The sequence below is a fragment of the Providencia sp. PROV003 genome (genome assembly GCF_045040775.1).
Taxonomy (GTDB): domain Bacteria; phylum Pseudomonadota; class Gammaproteobacteria; order Enterobacterales; family Enterobacteriaceae; genus Providencia; species Providencia huashanensis.
Genome location: NZ_CP096369.1, coordinates 3,930,455 through 3,948,361, shown reverse-complemented (window position 1 = coordinate 3,948,361; position 17,907 = coordinate 3,930,455). Strand labels below are relative to the sequence as shown.

The following is a 17,907-nucleotide window of genomic DNA, read 5'->3' as shown; positions in this document are numbered from 1 at the left end:
TTCAGTATTTCAATGATTATTCTTTTAAAAAACGATGTTGTTTTTATTTACCGCTATTAAATAGCCATTTCTTACTAAAAGTGAAACAAAAAATACCGGCTCAGAGGCCGGCATTTATTTTGTTTAGAACTAAAGGTTAGTCATCTTCAAATTCATAGCCATCACCTTCAGGTGCTGGCGGTGTAATGAGCACTTTATTAACACGATGACTGTTGACTTCAAGTGGTTGGAATACGCAGCCATTGATAGTCACTTGTTCGCCTACTTCAGGAACGCGCTGTAAGTGTTCCATTAGTAAACCTGCAATTGTTTCATATTCACGCTTATCGTCTAATTCCATTGGGATAAACATGATCAGGTCTTCAAGTGGCATAAAGCCGTTGGCAATCCAAGTACCATCATCCAGTTTTTGAATATCGTGGCGTGAGTCATTTTCTTCATCACCAACAGGCAAGTTACCCGCGATTGTTTCCATTACGTCGGTCAATGTGACGATACCTTCGATAGAGCCAAATTCATCCACAACAAACGCAAAGTGTGTATGGGCTTTACGGAACTGTTCTAATGCTTTTAATAGTGATAACCCTTCAGGGAAAATTAGAGGTTGCGTGATTAATGCACGCAAATTAAGCGGTTTACCACGAAGCTGTTGTTTGACTAAATCCATTACATGAACAACACCAACAGGTTCATCACTAATTGTTTCATCTATAACCACTAAGCGTGAATGCGGGTTCTTCTCCATCAATTGCAGTAAATCGGCGGAGGATTTATTGATGTCGAGGTAATCCACATCATGACGTGAGGTCATGATACTCTCAACGTTACGTTGTGCCATACCTAAGACACGCGCAATCATCAAACGTTCTTGCGGGTCAAAAACAGATTGGTTATCCGCAATCAGATCTGATGTGTGAGGGTCTAATTCACCTCTTTCTGCTTTACCACTTAAAATACGTAATACCGCTTCAGCAGTACGTTCGCGCAGAGGCCTTGTTCCCGTCAGGAATTTACGGCGATTGAACTGCGCAAATTGGTTAAGAACTTCAATCATGATAGAGAAGCCGATCGCAGCATATAAGTAGCCTTTCGGTATGGCATAACCGAAGCCTTCGGCAACTAAGCTGAAACCAATCATAAGTAAGAAGCTTAAACACAGTATGACAATGGTGGGGTGGTTATTGACAAAGCTAGTCAACGGTTTACTTGCCCAAATCATCAACAGCATTGCAATAGTGACTGCGGCAATCATGACGCCAATATGGTCAACCATACCGACAGCTGTAATGACAGAGTCAAGAGAGAAAACCGCATCAAGAACAATGATTTGTGCAACAACAGCCCAGAAATTCGATGTTTTTCGTTGAGTATTAGTGTGCTCGTCTTTACCTTCTAGTCGTTCGTTTAGCTCCATTGTTGCTTTGAACAATAGGAATAGCCCCCCGATCAACATGATCAGATCTCGAGCGCTGAAAGGATGCTCAAAGAGTGTCAATATTGGTTTCGTTAGCGTAATTAGCCATGACAGGCTAAAGAGCAGGACAACACGCATGATAAGTGCAAGCATAAGCCCCGTTACACGGGCTCTATCACGCAACTTAGGCGGGAGTTTGTCAGCTAGAATGGCGATGAAAACGAGGTTATCTATACCAAGAACGATTTCTAGAACGATAAGGGTAGCGAGGCCCGCCCAAATCGAAGGATCTGCGATCCATTCCATACAGTTTGTTTTACCTTCTGATATGACGGCTTATGCCGACAGGTGAATAATGCGGTTTGTTGAACTAAATATCAATAAAAATTCACTTTAGTTAGATATTTTTTGACAAAAAAAGTCGTGAATACGTCATCGATTGCATCAATAACTACCATGCTGCACAATCCTAGGTTAATATGTGATCCCGTTAACAGAATGTCAGCACTATCAAGGCTGACTTGGTCCTAATCAGACAGGAGTTTTTCATGTCAAAGCAGCAGATTGGTGTTGTCGGAATGGCTGTCATGGGGCGCAATCTTGCGCTGAACATTGAAAGCCGCGGTTATTCAGTGTCTATCTTTAACCGTTCTAAAGATAAAACAGATGAAGTTATCGCCGAAAATCCAGGGAAAAAATTAGTTCCCAACTATACAATTGAAGAGTTTGTTGACTCTCTGGAAAAACCACGCCGCATCTTGTTGATGGTTAAAGCGGGTGAAGCAACAGACAAAACAATTGCCTCGCTGACTCCTCATTTGGACAAAGGTGATATCTTAATAGATGGTGGTAACACTCTTTATAAAGATACTATCCGTCGTAATCGCGAATTATCTGAACAAGGTTTCAACTTCATCGGTACAGGTGTTTCTGGTGGTGAAGAAGGTGCATTGAAAGGCCCTTCAATCATGCCTGGCGGTCAAAAAGAAGCTTATGAATTAGTTGCTCCAATTTTAAAAGAGATTGCAGCGAAAGCAGAAGGCGAGCCATGTGTGACTTATATTGGTCCAGATGGTGCAGGGCACTATGTCAAAATGGTTCACAATGGTATCGAATATGGTGATATGCAATTAATTGCAGAAGCATATTCATTGCTAAAAGGCTCATTGAACTTAAGTAACGAAGAATTGGCAGACACCTTTGCAGAGTGGAATAAAGGTGAGTTAAGCAGCTATTTGATTGAAATCACAGCAGATATCTTCAAGAAAAAAGATGAAGATGGTAAATATCTGGTTGATGTGATCCTTGATGAAGCAGCAAATAAAGGGACAGGTAAATGGACTAGCCAAAGTGCTCTTGATTTAGGCATTCCTCTGACTCTGATCACTGAATCTGTATTTGCGCGTTATATTTCATTCTTGAAAGACCAACGTGTAGCCGCCTCTAAAGTATTAAGTGGCCCAGTATTAAAAGCAGTTGATGGTGATAAAAAAGCATTTATTGAGAAAATTCGTCGTGCGTTATATCTAGGTAAAATTGTTTCTTATGCGCAAGGTTTCCAACAGCTGAAAGCGGCATCAGATGAATATAATTGGGACCTCAACTACGGTGAAATCGCGAAAATTTTCCGTGCGGGTTGTATTATTCGTGCTCAATTCTTGCAAAAAATCACTGACGCTTATAACCAAGATGCAAAAATTGCCAACTTGCTGTTAGCGCCATATTTCAAACAAATTGCCGATGAATACCAACAAGCTCTGCGTGATGTTGTTTGTTATGGGGTGCAAAATGGCATACCTACACCAACGTTCTCAGCAGCAATTTCTTACTATGATAGCTACCGTTCAGCGGTATTGCCTGCAAACTTAATCCAAGCGCAGCGTGACTACTTTGGTGCTCACACTTATAAACGTACGGATAAAGACGGTGTTTTCCACACAGAATGGATGGAATAATCCGTCATCATTGATTATTGATGACATAAAAGGCGCTAGGTTTAGCGCCTTTTTTGACTTTTAAGCACCGTAAAATGGTTAATTTATAACGATGAGTAAATCGCTTATTCGGTATCGAATATAGCTTTTTTATAATTTATAACAGCGAATATTTTTTAAATTATATTTTATTGAGTCTAGGCATGGTTTATGCGTAACTTTCTTATTTTATTGCTTTTATTAGTATTACTTGGTCCATTAGGGATTGATTTATATTTGCCGACAATACCTGATATTGCGAGGGATTTAGGTAGCAGTGAGTCGGTGATCCAGTCAACGATAGCACTGTTCATTCTCGTTCTGGGGTTAGGGCAATTAATTTCGGGCCCACTAGTGGATAGATATGGACGAAAACCTGTCGCGATTGCAGGTATGGTGCTATATATCATCGGTGCAGGTGTTGCGATTGTAGCAACGACACCGGCAGTATTTATTGCTTCTCGTTTATTGCAGGGAGTTGCGGTTTGTTGCACTTCTGTAGTGGCTTTTAGTTGTGTGCGCGACCGGATGAATGGTACAGAAGCGGCGCGAGCCTTCGGTTTTCTAAATGGTACACTCAATATTGTTCCTGCATTGGCCCCATTATTAGGGGGGTTATTGGCGGAGGCTTGGGGGTGGCGTGCGCCATTTTGGTTCCTTGCACTGTATGCGTTGGTAATATTAGTACTGATTATCATATTATTACCGGAAACACGGCCAACAAATTTGCCAGCAGTAAAAACGACCCAACTTAAAACCTATTGGCGGATTTTGGGTGACCGTCAATTTATCATTTTTGCTTTGGTTAATGCAGGGACTATGGGGATGGCACTAACTTATGTTTCCCTTGCGCCCAGTGTTCTAATGGGGGATGCACAACTTACCCCACTAGAATTTTCTATTGTATTTGGAATAAATGGTTTTTGGATCATGTTTGCCAGCTATATTGCCAATTACTTTATTCATAAAATTGGCCGGCCAACTTGTTTATTAGTGGGCAGTACGATGATGGCATTAGGTTGTTTAGGGTTGCTGCTTGGTTTTATTTTACTCTCTGAACAAGTGCAAAATCATTGGGCTGTGTATATGTTACCTGTCGCATGTGCTTGTACCGGCCTTGCCTTTATGATGGGCACCGCAACAAGTTATGCCTTAGAACCATTTGGTAACGAAGCCGGGACGGCTTCTGCGTTAGTGGGGTTTGTGCAAATGGCAGGAGGAGCAGGGTTAGGGTTATTTGCCATTGCTTTACCTATCGCCCCGAAACTATCCCTAGCGATAGTTATGTTAATTGGTTGTATTTTTGGCTTAGTTGCAAGAAAGGCGAGCTTAAAATTAACTAAAGACGAAAGTCATTAATTATTAATGCTATTCAAGGCTCGATTAGCTAGCAATGTTAATTGAGCCTTGAGATTACTTTATGCTAATACCTTATATCAACATTAAACTATTTCCCCATTAATTGTTGTTGGGTGTTTTAGGGTTTTTATTTCGATATCTTCAGTGTGAACTATTTTATTATTAACATAAATATTCACTTTTACTGGGTTAAGCTTCCATTCAATATTGACATGGTATTTATTCATCAGGCCCTCTTTCATTCTAAAGGCATGCAGTTGGTATTTATTAATTGTGCCATCTTGTAATATTACTTCTAAATATGGTGAGTCAGGGGAAATGTGTTCATCAGGTCGATAAACCATGCCGAAAGAACCATAGAGAGGTATACAGCTTTGCCTTTCAAACTTGCCGTCGGGGTCATAAAACCCGGTTAAGGTAATAATAGGGACGCCTTGTTTATCAGGTTTTTTATATATCCCTTGGCTCTCTATTTTTTGCCAAGTATGGCCATTCGAAATATAAGATAGTATTTTGTCTTTAGTTATTTTACTTTCAACGCTATTGACGATTACGTTACTACTCCAGTCTGCAAATGAGCTTATTTTTATGATTGAGCCTTTATTTTTAGGCGTGGCAGGAGGGAAAATCATATTAGGAGTATGGTAGCCATTACCACTTTGTATGTGAATAAACTTATATTTCTCTGCAAAAGTATTAAGTTTTTCATCGGTTAAATTTTCCCCATTCTTTGTCGAATAATGAAAGAATATAAGTTCTGAAAGATCAGGGCTGGCATCTACCATTTCTGCTTTTTCAGAATCCCATTTTTTATAACCAGTCGTCGATTCAGGGGAAAATATATAACTATTTTGAAGCCGTTTTTGAATTGCAGCTAATGAATTTGGTGTGTAAGCGGTAAAAGAATTATAGTTTGAGTCGAAAGGGTAGCCACTAGACATTGCATCAGTATTAAATACCCCGTCGTGTGACAAGTTAGGAATAAAATAATTGTACTCACAATCCCATAGCCATGATGAGTTTTTTTTATCGGGTGTGGTGTGTGTTCCGCCTTCAGGACCGCCGTGATAATCACCTAAGCCAAAATTATGACCTAATTCATGGCTAACCTCATTTCCCTTTGATTCATATAATGTGGCTTTTCCACCGCCTCCCGACCAACCATGATGTTGTATGCCATTTTCGTATACGCCAACAGAATTATGCATGGTTACTTGGAATGTGGGGAGAAATGATGGAGCTGATGCCTGAGAACTATTAATACCATAGTTGGCTGAATTAATGCCGTCAGAAATGAGGTCTTTGGCAATCTCATGTCGCATATTCCCGTCATGACCACCCCCTTCGCCTGTTGCTTTATCAATAAATAGCTCACCACGAGGGGTAACAACTTGAGTTAAGTAGACGGGGTCAAAACGAGTTACAATCAATGTCGCAGCGGGGACTGTTTGGCCATATTGGCGGTTTAACTCATGGTTATTTTGAAAGTCAAACTCATTCCTTGGGGGGGTTAACATACCAATATCTATAGTGTTAATCATCAGGATATTGGGAGCACCAATTTTCACATCATTAAGCGCTCCTGTAGACTCAAGGGTATTGAACTCAAAGCGTATCCCCGGTTTTATATATTCTTTAGGAATGATAGCTGACCAAGTATTTTCTGAATAGGCTAGGTTTTCAAGCGGGGCGCTTGTGGTAGGTTCTGTTATCGGGACCCATTTTTTTTTAATATCATAAATAAAAGTGATTTTTTCGCCTGTTTTTAGCTCATATTTTTTACTGCCGTAGAAAATAGAACTGGTATAAGAAGCTTCGGATGAAAACATAACTTTCTTATTATGGAAAAAGTCATTAGCGTTAAGTCGAAATTTTGGCGCCCAATTCCCATCACTAGTTGCTATTTTTATCGTTTCATTGTGTGCGATTAGCTGGTTAAAAGATTCACTATCATTGGTGATTTTTTGGATTTGTGAGTTATCACTAATGAGTAAGTCATATAAACTGCCGTCTATTATAGAAGGTGAAATAGCTAATGGTGGGGGAGCAGCAATGGGAGTGTTTTCCCATACGCCATCAAAGTTACAAACGAGAAGTCGTTGTTCACCTTTTTTCAGTGAGACAATATTATTATTGAAGCTAATCTCCGTTTGTTTTTTAGTTTTGGATGAAAACAGTATTTTTTTACCACTATGCTGCTTGTTATTAATTAAGTAAATTTTTTTAACCCAATCATTATCTGTTAATTCAAGTTCTATACTCGAGTGAATTTTAAAATATTGGTCTAAATTATTTGTGTCAGTTCTGCCCTCTTTTCGGGGGGCGAGTAATTGAGTAAATCCTTTTAGTTTAAATTCGAAAGAAGATGGTGTAACCCGGTAGTACTCAGATATTTCTACATCCTTCTTTGTTTGCCATCGGCCATTTCCATCACAAATAAAAATAAGGCTGTTGTTTTTTTTCAGTGAGGTATGCTTATTACCATATTCAATTTTTACGGTTTTATTTGAATCATTGTAAATAGAGATGTATTTATAGCTATATTCAGTATTATTATTAATTACAAAGGTTTTCTGCGGGGAAGGGTCATTGAATATTATGTTTATTTTATCATTTATTTTAATTAACTTATCAAAGTAAATGGGGTTTTCTGTTGCCTTTTTTAGGTCATCATTATGGTTAATAGTCAGGTCAAATTTATTTGTTTTATTAAAATAGCGAGGTAATAAGTCAGTTTCTGGAATATGGTTATTTGCAGTGGGGGGGAGTTTTGAAGGGGGAAGAAGCTCTTTAGTTATTAATAAGTTGTTTTTTTTATCAAATATTTTGAATTGAAAAGGTTCACTCTCTGCAATAATTTTATGGGGTTTTACCAGTATCAAAGTATTACGGTCGGAAACTAGAGTTGGGTGTGTGTCTCCAGCAATTCTATTTTTGGCAGGGATTATACTGGCTTGAGCAAAAGTGACATTAGCCTTTAATTCCCCAATAAGGTCATTAGGAAATTGGTTTTTATTAAAATACTTCATTTTTGCATTAATGATATCGTTGAACCGTTGCTGGAATAATTGTACTTCTAGGTATTTATCACTTATTAATGGGTTAGTATTAGCTTCATGTATGATGTGCCATATATCTAATAAAATTCTGTTATCATTTTCAGGGTTAAGAGTGAAGGGATAGGTATTTTCAGCCTCGATTATTTCTGTTATTGATGGTAGTGCGCTCGTAGTAGGATTAAACATAAAATTCCTTTTTATATTTTGGGTATTTATCAATCAAGTAATTAATTAAAATTACTTATCAATATTATATTAAATAAAGTGCAGCTAATAATCATGATTGACTAACAGTTAGTCTTAAACTTTAATTAATGGTAAGTTTGTATGATATTTCTAGCTGAGTATTGAATATGCAGAATCCATTGTTAAATAAGCCAAGGGTAGCTAAAGGTGATGTATTTTGAACGCGAATACATCACCATAGACAGCGTTCTATGGTAAATATAAACGGATTAAAAGGTTTATTACCATGAATAAAAAGCATTGGTCAAAATATGAATTACTGCATGAGGTTGTGCAAAACCCTAATATTCATATTAAAGGTAAGCATAGCTACTACAGTGATTGTTGGGATAATGGCTTTGAAAATGCGGTTGTTCGTTACCTTCAGGGGGATGAGCAAAGTCGAGATTGGCAGCTTGCGTGGGATGTAGACCAACTTTACATTGGGGACTATGTTTGTATTGGCAGTGAAGCCGTGATTTTGATGGGTGGGAATCATACTCATCGAATGGATTGGTTTTGTTTATATCCTTTCCTTGAATATATTGAGGAAGCTTATATAGGAAAGGGGGATACGGTGATTGGTGACGGAGCATGGATTGGCATGCGAGCTTTTATCATGCCGGGTGTCAAAATTGGTGAGGGAGCCGTCATTGCGAGCAACAGTGTGGTTGTTAAAGATGTTGAGCCTTATAGCATTGTTGGGGGGAACCCTGCCAAGCCAGTTAAACACCGGTTTGCGCCTGAAGTGATTAGCGAACTCTTGGCGCTGAAAATCTATGATTGGCCAGAAGCAAAATTCTCCGCTTTAAAGCGCGTGATTTGTGGATCTGATTTTCAGGCACTAAAGCAAGCCAGTATTGAATACGACCGACAGCTTAATCAGTAATTGTCATTTAGGGTTATTCTATGGAATAACCCTTTTTACGATTAGATGGTTAGCTTTCTTCTATACGAATAAACTTTACTAAAGTGGGCTTGGCTATTCTTTGGTAATCTTCTGTATTTAAAATAATCGAGCGTTCTAATGTGCCTGCATTAAAGGCTAATTCCTCAAAACGTTCAAACAGCAGCGGGTCAGCAATGAGCTTTAAATTGGGATGAAAGCTAAAAGGGGGGATCGCACCGAATACACATTGCGTGAGTTCATCCACTTCTTTCGGGCTTGCTAAGGACGCACGAGTTCCACCAATTGCCAGTGCAATTTTGTTTAAATCGGCTTGTTTATCTGCTGGTAAAATCGCGAGTACATGTTGGCGGATACCATTACCTTTAACATGACATACCAATCCCTTTGCACCTTGTCCAAGTTGAGTGCCACGTATTTTTGCCACTTCTTCTGATTTCCCAGCGGTGGGGTGCTCCATCACACGATACTTTGCATTATTTTTATTAAGTAATTGCGTTAACTGCATAAAAATAGAATTTTCAGACACTGTTATTCCCTTTAAAACCACATCAATATCAGGGAATGATAGCAAGTTTACATGCAGATACAACCGCAAAACCAAGGGATGTTAAAAATCAAAATATGCTAAATATTATAAATTGCATATCAGATGCGGTTTTAATCTGTTTTATTGGTTAGTTTATAGCCTTTTCTATTTCATATGCTATTTTGTTTTTTATTTCTATTAAAATCAAACCGTTATAGTTATGTTTTTTCATGAGTTAGTGAGAATACAAATTGTTAAGAATTGAGGTTGATCATTTACGCTGTATTTTATTATCGGTAATATAAAGTTTTATATAACGAAAAGATAATATGAACCGTAAATTTAACTTATATGTAATATTGCCTCTTATTGCAGGGATAGCCCCATCTATTGTTGCTGCTCAAGTCTCTGAGCAACTAGCTAAACCTAAACAAGACCGTATGTTGGTGACAGCAGCGCCAAACGATGTCACGACAGAAGCGCAAGCCGGAGCCGGCTTTTTTACTTCACAAATTGATATTGGCCCATTAGGGAATTTGGAATGGATTGATACACCATACTCCACAACCACTATTAGCCGCGAAATAATCAATAACCAACAAGCTAAAAGTTTGAGTGAATTGTTGAAGTTTGCACCAAGTACACAAATGCAAGCCCGAGGGGGCATGGATGTCGGGCGTCCTCAAAGCAGAGGAATGCAGGGTAGTGTGGTGGCAAATAGTCGCCTTGATGATTTGTATATTATTTCGACCACAGCATTCCCTGTTGAAATGCTGGACAGGGTCGACATCATTAATAGTTTGACGGGGGCATTGTATGGCCCTGCAAGCCCAGCGGGGCAGTTTAATTTTACGGCCAAACGACCTGAGGATGTGCAACGCTTAACGTTAGGCTATCAAAGCCGTAATGCCTATAGTGGTCATGGGGACTTAGGAGGGTATTTTGATGAAAATAAGCGCTTTGGCTACCGTCTTAACTTACTGGATGAAGAAGGTACGGGCAGTGCAGATGATAGTACATTACGGCGTAAATTTGCCTCATTAGCACTGGATTGGAATATTCAGCCTGGTACGCAATTACAACTTAATGCGAGCCATTATAACTTTGTGCAAAAAGGGTATGTGGGGAGTTTCAGCTATGGTCCTAAGGTTAAGTTACCAAAAGCACCAAATCCACAAGATAAAAACTTAGCACTACATACCGCAGGCAATGATTTAACTACTGATACAGTTAGCACTCGCTTACTTCATGATTTTAATGAAGATTGGTCATTGAAAGCTGGGGTAGGCTATCAACAAGCAGATAGAGCTATGCGGACGGTAACCAGTGCTATTCAAGATAATAATGGAACGATTTCCCGATCGTTGATGGATTCTCCTGCATCGGGGCGCTTTAGAGTGCTAAGTCACTCCGTAATGTTAAATGGCCATGTGGAGACAGGGCCAATCACTCATGATTTGTCGTTAGCGACGAATGGCTATGTGTGGTCGATTTATAGCTCAAAAGAAAATAGTACTCGACGCAATTTAGGTGATACCAATATGTACCATCCATCGCCAATGGAAGAGCCTTCTGATGGTAAGATCCATACGGGGGGCTCACGTTATAAATCGGCTGAAAATCGCCAACAAAGTATCACAATTGGCGATACCATCACCTTTGACCCCCAATGGTCTGCAATGTTTTACCTCAGTCAAAGTTGGTTAGAAAGCCGTAGTTTTGATAAACAACACCATAAAACGAGTCAAACTCATCATCATGGTCTTAGCCCACAAGCGGCACTGATGTACAAAATTAGCCCACAAGTAATGACCTATATTAGCTATGCGGATTCACTGGAGGAAGGAGATACTGCTCCATTAGGACAAGGTATTAAAAATGAAGGGCATACTTTAGACCCTTACCGTAGTAAGCAATATGAGCTGGGAATTAAAGCCGATGTTGCCGACTTAAACCTAGGGGCTGCGTTGTTTCATTTAGAACGGCCATTTGCTTATGTGGATGGTAATGATCTCTTTCGTGAACAGGGAAAACAAGTAAATCGAGGGCTTGAGCTTAGCGCGACAGGCCATGTATGGCAGGGGTTAAATATCTATAGTGGTGTGACTTTTCTTGACCCTAAATTAACAGATACAGGGTTAATATCGACTAAAGACAAACGCGTCGTTGGGGTACCTAAAGTCCAAGCCAATATGCTCGTAGAGTATAGCTTACCATCGGTGCCTGAACTGGTTTATAGCGCTAATGTGCATTACAGCGGAAAACGTGCCGCTAATGATACAAATACGAGTTGGATAGATAGCTACACCACTTTAGACCTAGGGGCTCGTTACAGCACCAAAATAGGTCTTGTTCCTACCACTTTTAGGTTATCCGTTAATAATGTGACAGATAAGCGCTATTGGGCATCGATTTTCCCGGGGGGAAATAATGGCCAAGGCGGTGGTAATAGCGCATTTGTAGGTTCAGGCCGTGAAGTACGCGCAACCGCAACTTTTGATTTCTAATTAATCCTATAAAAATAAGGGGCACCCTTCTTTATTATTCAGCAAAGAAGGGTGACAAATATGAGAAAAGCTGATTTTTTACAAACGGTTATTTTGCTGGTAGGGCTGCTAACTTATGGTTTATCCCTAGCGAAAACAGATAACCCCGATCTACGGATTGCGACACCATGGCCGGCACAAAATACCATTATTATGATGTTGGGGTATGGTGAGCAGATTGTTGGTACATCGGTGATTGCGAAGAAAATTCTATTATTTCGCCAAATGTTACCTAACATTGATAATGTTCCAGTTATCAGCCTAAGTAACCAATTAAACCCAGAACAGATTATTTCATTACAAACACAATTATTGTTTGTTGCAAAAGGGATGGAAGTACCACAGAGAGACATTTTAGAAAGTGCGGGGGTGAAAGTTGTGGAGTACCCTGCCAATTCACTACAAGCTTTGCAGGAAAGAGTACAAGCAACGGCGATTGAGCTAGGCCCGGATGCACAGCAAAAAGCGATAGAATATCAACGTTATTTTGACCGCAATATTACATTAGTCAGAGAACGCTTAGTCGGGTTAACCGAGGGAGAGAAGCGGACGGTGTACCATAGTATGGGGAGTGCGTTATTTACCTCTGGTCGTCCCTCATTAAACCAAGACTGGATGGATTTAGCTGGCGCAAAAAATGTCGCTGAAACATGGTTTTCCAATAAGAAAAATAATTCTGGTGAAGTTTTACTCGAAACTATTATTGCGGCGAACCCTGATGTAATAGTGGCAATGAATAAAGAAGATGCACAGATAATAAAATCATCAGCTCAGTGGAGTGCGCTTCGCGCAGTAAAGAACCAGCAAGTATATGTGAACCCAAAGGGTATGTTCTGGTGGTGCCGTGAGACGTCAGAAGAAGCATTACAATTTTTATGGTTGGCGCAAACACTTTACCCCGAACGCTTTGCGGATATTGACATGAAACAGGAAACCGCAGATTTTTACCTGAAATTCTTTGCAATTCGCCTCAGTGACCAGCAAATCGATAAAATTTTGAACCCTTAAAATTTAGCTGCCAGTAAAACTGGCAGCTATTGATTTATTGGTGACGTTCTTTTAAACGTTTAATAATAGTACTTAAATCAAGTTCTTGGTCTTGCAGTAGTACCATTAAGTGATACATCAAATCAGCAGCTTCGTTAGTTAATTCAGCGCGGTCATTGACGGTGGCTGCTAAGGCCGTTTCAACACCTTCTTCCCCAACTTTTTGGGCGATACGTTTAGTGCCACTTGCATATAAACGAGCGGTATAAGAGCTTTCAGGTGATGCCGTTTTTCGCTCTTTTAGCAAGGTTTCTAGCTCAAACAGAAAGCCCCAATCACTTTGTGCGGGAGCAAAGCAACTTTGAGTGCCTTTATGACATGTTGGGCCATCCGGTAAGGCGAGCGCCAATAAAGTATCGCTGTCACAATCAGGGTAAATATCAACTAAATTTAAAAAATTATTTGATGTTTCACCTTTGGTCCACAAACGTTGTTTAGTTCGAGAATAAAAAGTGACTTTACGGCTGTCTAAAGTGGTTTGTAATGCTTCAGGGGTCATATACCCAAGCATTAATACATCCCCTGATACGGCATGTTGCACGATCACAGGCATTAAATTATCGACTTTTTGCCATGCCAGTTGGCTACATTGTTCTGTGGTTAACATACTCTAATTTGAACTCCATTTTCGGCTAGGTACTGTTTTAACTCACCGATATTAATAATTTGTTTATGGAAAACCGAGGCGGCTAAAGCCCCATCAACATTGGCGTCAGCAAAGGCATCAAGAAAATGGACTTTTTCCCCCGCACCGCCTGATGCGATGAGTGGTACTTGGCACACATCACGGACTTTTTTCAGTTGAACAAGGTCATATCCTTGGCGGACGCCATCTTGGTTCATCATATTCAAAACGATTTCCCCAGCGCCACGTTGTTGCACTTCTTTGACCCAATCGAGGGTTTTCCAATGAGTTTGTGTTGTACGTTTTTCATCACCGGTAAATTGGTATACAAGGTATTCATTAGTACTGTCATCAAACCAAGTATCGATACCAACAACAATACATTGTACGCCAAACCTATCTGCTAAGCGGCTGATTAAGGTTGGGTCAGATAACGCGGGGGAATTAATTGAAATTTTGTCTGCACCAAAAGACAGTATTTGAGCTGCATCTTCAACGCTTTTAATACCACCCGCTACACAAAATGGAATATCAATCACCTCAGCAACTTTAGCGACCCAGCTTTTATCCACAACGCGGCCATCCGACGAAGCTGTAATATCGTAGAATACCAGTTCATCAGCGCCTTCTTGTGCGTAGCGTTGCGCTAAAGGAACGATATCACCGATGATTTCGTGATTACGAAACTGCACCCCTTTAACGACTTGACCATCACGGACGTCCAAACACGGAATTATGCGTTTTGCCAACATTCGATTGCCTCCGTAACGGTAAATTTGCCTTCCAATAATGCACGACCAACAATAACCCCGGCGGCACCAGATGCTGGAATAGCCGCAATATCGTCTAAATTACCAATTCCTCCAGATGCTTGAAAGGCAATATCAGGGAATTTTTGGCTGATTTCTTGGTATAAATTCACATTAGAGCCGGTTAACGTGCCATCTTTAGAGATATCGGTGCAGAGCACATGTTTTAAACCATAAGGTTGATAGATTTCAATGGCTTGTTCTAATGTTAAATTTGAGTTTTCTTGCCAACCGCTGATAGCAATTTCTTTTACACCTTCGGTGTTAATGCGTACATCTAGAGCCAGTACAATGGCTTCTCCACCATAGGTTTCAAACCAAGTTTTTACGAGATCAGGTTTTGTTACGGCCGTTGAGCCGATCACCACGCGAGCCGCACCGGCCTCTAGCAATGCTTTAACATCGTCTTCGCTACGAATACCGCCACCAACTTGCACCGGCACACTAACGCCAGCTAATAATTTTTTAAGAAGTGGAATTTGGCGTTTTTGCGGGTCTTTAGCCCCCGTTAAATCCACAAGGTGTAAGAGTTTTGCGCCTTCTTTTTCATACTGTTGCAAGCGTGGCAGAGGGTCATTACCGTAATCTGTTTGCTTAGCGTAATCCCCTTGGTGTAACCGTACTACCGTGCCATCGATTAAATCTAATGCAGGAATGATCATGGTAATTACATCTCCAAAAAATTCTGAATCAAGCGAGAACCCGCAGCCCCAGAGCGCTCTGGGTGAAATTGTACGCCATAGAAATTATCGCGATTGATAGCACTGCTAAATAAATTTCCATATTGTGTTTGCGCAATGGTATTCGCTGAAATAGGCATAGCATAGCCGTGTACAAAATAAAAATAAGCATCATCGGCAATGCCTTTAAATAACGGGTTTCCAGCAAGTGCTTTGACTTGGTTCCAACCACTATGGGGAACAGGTAAACCGTTAGCATCCATTTTTTGTACTGGGCTATCAATCAGTCCCAGTAATGGGATATTTGTTTGCCCTTCTTCGCTAAAGGAGCCAAGCAATTGCATCCCTAAACAGATACCTAATACAGGTTGAGTTAGCGCCTTAATTAATGGGACTAATTCACGCTCAATGAGCTTTTCCATTGCAGCACTAGCGGTACCGACACCGGGTAGAAACACCTTGTCTGCCTGTAAAATAGTATTGGTTTCTCGGCTGATCACCGGGTCATAGCCTAAACGTTTTACTGCATAAGCGACAGACGCCAAATTAGCACAGCCAGTATCAAGGATGACGACGTTCATCACAAAACCCCTTTTGAGCTTGGGAGGGTATCCCCTTCAACGCGGATCGCTTGGCGCAGTGTCCGACCAAAGACTTTAAATAAGCTTTCTGCTTTGTGGTGATCGTTTTTTCCTTTTGTTTTTAGGTGTAATGTGCAGCCCATTGCATAGGAAAGTGAGCTAAAAAAGTGCTCAATCATTTCTGTACTTAAATCACCTACGCGTTGGTATTTAAATTCTGCTTTATATTCAAGGTGAGGGCGACCTGAAATATCCAGTGCGCAGCGTGCTTGGCATTCATCCATTGGGAGCACGAAACCAAAGCGTGCGATGCCTCGTTTATCACCTAAAGCAATTCTGAGAGCTTCACCTAATGCAAGCCCTGTGTCTTCAACTGTGTGGTGGTCATCAATAAATAAGTCACCATTGACCTCGATATTTAAACGGAAGCCGCCATGGGTCGCTATTTGGTCTAACATGTGGTCGAAGAAGCCAACCCCAGTGTTGATTTTACTGCCACCTTCTTGGTCTAACCAAACTTCTACTTGTATATTCGTTTCTTTGGTAACGCGTTCTACTCGTGCATGGCGATTACGTTTAGTGAGTTGTGCTGTGATCGCTTCCCAATCAAGCTCAGTTGCATTATAACGTAAGCCTTTGATCCCCATATTATCAGCAAGCTGAATATCGGTTTCGCGGTCACCAATCACATAGCTGTTTTCGCTATCTAATACATTGCTATCTAAATAGCGTTCTACCAATTGAAGTTTAGGTTTACGGCAAGGGCAGTTATCTTCAGGCTTATGAGGGCAAATTAGAACTTCGTCAAACGTGATGCCTTGAGAAGTGAAAATTTGCATCATTAAATTATGGGGTGGTTCAAAGTCAGCAGTTGGGAAGCTATCGGTGCCTAAGCCATCTTGGTTGGTTATCATCACTAAGCGGTAATTGGCTTTTTGCAGAGCAAGTAAGCTAGGAATGACCGCTTTTTCAAAGGCGAGTTTGTTTAAGCTGTCGACTTGAAAATCCGTCGGTGGCTCAGTAATTAAGGTACCATCACGGTCGATAAAAAGAATTTTCTGGCTCATGAGTCATTCCTAATTAGCAAAGTGCTGCAATAGCTTCAATAACACGGGTATTTTCAATTTCTGTCCCGATAGTAATGCGTAAACAGTTTTCAAGACCAGGTTGTTTACTTTGGTCACGTAAAATAATGCCTTGATCCCACAGGGCTTTAAACACTTTATTGCCATCTTTAAAGCGCACTAAAATATAGTTAGTTTCACTCGGATAAACATGTTCAACCACCGATAAGTCACGCAGGGCTTCACTGAGGGCGATGCGGTTTTCTGTTACGGTTTTTACGCGGTTTCTCATGGTGGTTATGCCTTGTTCATCTAAGGCTTGAGCCGCAATCATGGCAACCGGTGTTGATAATGGATAAGGCGCAATCACTTTTAATAGCACTTCAATAACTTCAGGTGAAGCAAGGGTAAAACCACAACGTAACCCAGCGAGAGCGAAAGCTTTTGATAAGGTTCTTAAAATAACTAAATTTGGGTATTCTGCTAACCAAGTAGTCACGCTATATTGCGGGCAAAATTCAATATAGGCTTCATCAACTACCACCAATGCACGGCCCGCTGCCATATCTAACACTTCACGTAAATCTTTATTATCGATGATATTGCCCGTTGGGTTATTTGGGCTACAAATATAAATCAGTTTGGTATTAGATAAGTTTTCACGGATTGCATTAACGTTTAATGCCCAGTCTGGCAACGCCATGATTTTCTTTTGTTCAACACCAAAGGTTTCTGCACTGACGCTGTACATGCCATAGGTTGGCGGGCAAAACATCACCGCATCTTTTCCCGGCTCACAAAATGCGCGGATCAACAACTCAATGGACTCATCGGCTCCACGGCAAACCAACACCTGTTCTGGTGTAATTTGCGTATAAGCCGCATAGTTATTGATTACGGCAACCGGTTGGCATTCAGGGTAACGGTTAAGGTTATGTTCACTGAATTGATAATCAGGGGCAATGGGGTATTCGTTGGCATTGAGCCAGACATCACCATTTCCACCTAAGCGCCGTGCAGACATATAAGGGGTCATGGTTTTAACATTTTCACGTGCAAGACTGGCGGCATTAAATTTTTGGCTCATGA

The 17,907-nt window shown here is 40.5% G+C and carries 14 protein-coding genes; 5 read left to right on the top strand and 9 right to left on the bottom strand.

The window, feature by feature from the left end; translation table 11 throughout:
- Positions 1–136: 136 nt before the first annotated feature.
- Entirely contained in the window at positions 137–1,720 is a 1,584-nt protein-coding gene (locus M1F14_RS18110; protein ID WP_042846555.1) for a TerC family protein, read from the bottom strand.
- A 242-nt stretch (positions 1,721–1,962) separates the two neighbouring features.
- On the opposite strand from M1F14_RS18110, the gene gndA reads away from it, so the two are divergent.
- Both gndA and M1F14_RS18100 read left to right on the top strand, forming a co-directional pair.
- The gene (gene gndA / locus M1F14_RS18105) at positions 1,963–3,369 is read left to right on the top strand and encodes an NADP-dependent phosphogluconate dehydrogenase (RefSeq protein WP_042846554.1); all 1,407 of its coding nucleotides are present in this window, start codon (positions 1,963–1,965) and stop codon (positions 3,367–3,369) included.
- Positions 3,370–3,558: 189 nt separating this feature from the next.
- Positions 3,559–4,746, top strand: a complete 1,188-nt coding sequence (locus tag M1F14_RS18100) for a multidrug effflux MFS transporter (protein ID WP_129466748.1) — start codon at positions 3,559–3,561, stop codon at positions 4,744–4,746.
- A gap of 83 nt (positions 4,747–4,829) precedes the next feature.
- Here the strand turns inward: M1F14_RS18100 and M1F14_RS18095 are convergent, their stop codons facing one another.
- Positions 4,830–7,991 (bottom strand): M66 family metalloprotease, encoded by a 3,162-nt coding sequence (locus tag M1F14_RS18095; RefSeq protein WP_181469152.1) that lies wholly within the window; start codon positions 7,989–7,991, stop codon positions 4,830–4,832.
- A 286-nt stretch (positions 7,992–8,277) separates the two neighbouring features.
- Between M1F14_RS18095 and M1F14_RS18090 the strand changes: the two genes are divergently transcribed.
- On the top strand, positions 8,278–8,919 hold the full coding sequence (locus tag M1F14_RS18090) for a CatB-related O-acetyltransferase (protein WP_181469153.1): 642 nt from the start codon (positions 8,278–8,280) through the stop codon (positions 8,917–8,919).
- Between the two features lie 49 nt (positions 8,920–8,968).
- On the opposite strand, the gene M1F14_RS18085 is transcribed toward M1F14_RS18090, so the two are convergent.
- On the bottom strand, positions 8,969–9,445 hold the full coding sequence (locus M1F14_RS18085) for a YbaK/prolyl-tRNA synthetase associated domain-containing protein (protein ID WP_042846643.1): 477 nt from the start codon (positions 9,443–9,445) through the stop codon (positions 8,969–8,971).
- A 350-nt stretch (positions 9,446–9,795) separates the two neighbouring features.
- Here M1F14_RS18085 and M1F14_RS18080 point away from each other — a divergent pair, with 350 nt between their 5' ends.
- Together M1F14_RS18080 and M1F14_RS18075 are read left to right on the top strand one after the other, a co-directional pair.
- Positions 9,796–11,973: a TonB-dependent siderophore receptor gene (locus M1F14_RS18080; protein ID WP_181469154.1), complete on the top strand. Its 2,178-nt coding sequence runs from the start codon at positions 9,796–9,798 to the stop codon at positions 11,971–11,973.
- A gap of 60 nt (positions 11,974–12,033) precedes the next feature.
- A complete protein-coding gene (locus tag M1F14_RS18075; protein WP_181469155.1) occupies positions 12,034–13,020 on the top strand; it encodes an ABC transporter substrate-binding protein in 987 nt (328 codons plus the stop codon).
- 34 nt (positions 13,021–13,054) lie between these two features.
- Here the strand turns inward: M1F14_RS18075 and hisIE are convergent, their stop codons facing one another.
- The 6 genes from hisIE to hisC are packed head-to-tail and all read right to left on the bottom strand — an operon-like array spanning position 13,055 to position 17,905.
- On the bottom strand, positions 13,055–13,666 hold the full coding sequence (gene hisIE, locus M1F14_RS18070; RefSeq protein WP_181469156.1) for a bifunctional phosphoribosyl-AMP cyclohydrolase/phosphoribosyl-ATP diphosphatase HisIE: 612 nt from the start codon (positions 13,664–13,666) through the stop codon (positions 13,055–13,057).
- The gene (gene hisF, locus M1F14_RS18065) at positions 13,660–14,436 is read right to left on the bottom strand and encodes an imidazole glycerol phosphate synthase subunit HisF (protein WP_042846546.1); all 777 of its coding nucleotides are present in this window, start codon (positions 14,434–14,436) and stop codon (positions 13,660–13,662) included. Before hisF ends, hisIE begins: the two co-directional genes overlap by 7 nt.
- A complete protein-coding gene (gene hisA / locus M1F14_RS18060; protein WP_181469157.1) occupies positions 14,418–15,155 on the bottom strand; it encodes a 1-(5-phosphoribosyl)-5-[(5-phosphoribosylamino)methylideneamino]imidazole-4-carboxamide isomerase in 738 nt (245 codons plus the stop codon). The genes hisF and hisA overlap by 19 nt, the downstream gene beginning before the upstream one ends.
- A gap of 5 nt (positions 15,156–15,160) precedes the next feature.
- Complete coding sequence (gene hisH, locus M1F14_RS18055; protein WP_042846544.1) at positions 15,161–15,754, bottom strand: imidazole glycerol phosphate synthase subunit HisH; 594 nt, start codon at positions 15,752–15,754, stop codon at positions 15,161–15,163.
- Positions 15,754–16,821: a bifunctional histidinol-phosphatase/imidazoleglycerol-phosphate dehydratase HisB gene (gene hisB / locus M1F14_RS18050; protein WP_042846543.1), complete on the bottom strand. Its 1,068-nt coding sequence runs from the start codon at positions 16,819–16,821 to the stop codon at positions 15,754–15,756. Before hisB ends, hisH begins: the two co-directional genes overlap by 1 nt.
- A 13-nt stretch (positions 16,822–16,834) precedes the next feature.
- Positions 16,835–17,905: a histidinol-phosphate transaminase gene (gene hisC, locus M1F14_RS18045; RefSeq protein ID WP_042846542.1), complete on the bottom strand. Its 1,071-nt coding sequence runs from the start codon at positions 17,903–17,905 to the stop codon at positions 16,835–16,837.
- Positions 17,906–17,907 lie beyond the last annotated feature (2 nt).